This window comes from Mycobacterium sp. (assembly GCF_050701675.1).
Classification (GTDB): Bacteria; Actinomycetota; Actinomycetes; order Mycobacteriales; family Mycobacteriaceae; genus Mycobacterium.
Genome location: NZ_JBOGDD010000471.1, coordinates 1 through 1685 on the forward strand (window position 1 = coordinate 1; position 1685 = coordinate 1685).

Sequence of the window (1685 nt, forward strand, 5' to 3'; positions counted from 1 at the left end):
GCTCCATGCACTGAACGCCGCCATCTGGGCCTCCGCAACGTAATTCGCCTGAAGCCGCTCCACTTTGCGTTGGACTTCGGACTCGGTGGGAGCCGTTACCACCGACAGGCTTGCCAACCCAAGGACGTCGGAGGGGTTGCGCCCATCCGCCGCCGCGAGCGCGCGGATCTCGGCCAGCCCCTTGGCGAATCGCTCTGGGCCGTCAGCCCCGGCGAAGATGACCTCGGCGTGCCGCGCCCCGAACCGTCGGCCTCGCGGCGACCAGCCGGACTGGAAGATCACCGGCGTGCGTTGCGGCGACGGGACCGAGACGTGTGGACCCGCAACGCGGAAGCGCTTGCCGTCGTGGTCGATCGGTCGTACCCGATCGGGATTGGCGAACACCCCGGTGGCCGAGTCCGCGACGAAGGCATCGTCAGCCCAGCTGCCCTCCCAGAGTTGATACGTGACATCGAGGAACTCCTCGGCGATCTCGTAGCGCTCGTCGTGGTCGACCATCGCCTCGAGGCCGAAGTTGCCTGCGGCATTTGGGAGGTAGGAGGTCACCACGTTCCACCCGAACCGGCCGCCGGACAGATGGTCGATGGTGCTGAATCGCCGCGCCAAGTCGAAGGGATGGGAGTAGGTGGTCGATGCGGTGACGACGAACGACAGTCGCTCGGTATTGGCCGCCAGGATCCCGGCGAGTATGGCGGGGTCGTGAGCGGGCAATTCAACGCCGTACCTGATCGCGGTGTCCGCCGAACCGCCGTAGGTGTCGTACATGCCGAGAACGTCGCCGAAGAAGATCAGGTCCAGCCCGCCCTCCTCGCTGATGCGGGCAAGATCGAGCCAGTAGGACGGCCGCAACGCCTCGAGCCGCCGGTCCTTCCCGTCGCGCCACAGGGTGACCGCTCCGGCCCCCATGCCGATGCAGTTCTGTTCGTAGAGCCCGAATATCAGTCCGCCGTCTCTCGCGGTCATGGCAGTGACGTCCTTTGTAGCTCGAGCAGGGAGGGCAGGGAGTCGACGAGTTCGCGGCCGTGCACCGTGGTGGGGCCGGCCAATAGCCGCTCGGTGGGCGCCGATTCGACCACACGTCCGTCCGCCAGCACGGCAGTGTGGTCGGCCACTTCACGCAAGACCCCTAGGTCATGGGTGATGAACAAGTAGGTGAGGTCCTGTTCGGCACGCAGCTCGCGGATCAGGGTGATGATGTGCTGCTGGGTGGAGACGTCGAGGGCGGATACGGGTTCGTCCCACACCACGACGCTTGGCTCGACCGCCAGCGCGCGGGCGATTGCGACGCGCTGTCGCTGACCGCCCGACAGCTGCACGGGGGACCGTGGCGCCACCGATTCCGGCAGCCGCACCAGGTCGAGCAGTTCGCGCACGCGCGCACGGACCCGTCGCCTGTCGGTGATGTTCGCGGCACGCAGGGCGTCGCGAAGCAAGCCGCCGACGGACAGGCGCGGGTCGAAGGAGGCCAACGGATCCTGATGGACGAGCTGGACGCGGCGCCGCAGGGCGCGACGTGCAGGCGCGTCGGCGGTGAGCCACTCGGTGTCGAGGACGCGAACCGAGCCGGCGTCCGGCTCGGCCGCACCGATTGCGATGCGCGCCAATGTTGACTTGCCCGAACCGGACTGGCCGACGAGGCCCATACTCGACCCGCGGGGTACCTCGAGGGTCACGGAGTCCAGGAC

General features: G+C 67.8%; 2 protein-coding genes. Both read right to left on the reverse strand.

The genetic code is table 11. The features are described from left to right. Positions 1–963: NtaA/DmoA family FMN-dependent monooxygenase (locus tag ACRDUX_RS14100; RefSeq protein WP_526414650.1), on the reverse strand; the 963-nt coding region annotated here is incomplete at its 3' end. Further along, positions 960–1685, reverse strand: a 726-nt coding sequence (locus tag ACRDUX_RS14105; protein ID WP_526414651.1) for an ABC transporter ATP-binding protein, incomplete at its 5' end; no start/stop codon positions are given. The genes ACRDUX_RS14100 and ACRDUX_RS14105, both read right to left, overlap by 4 nt.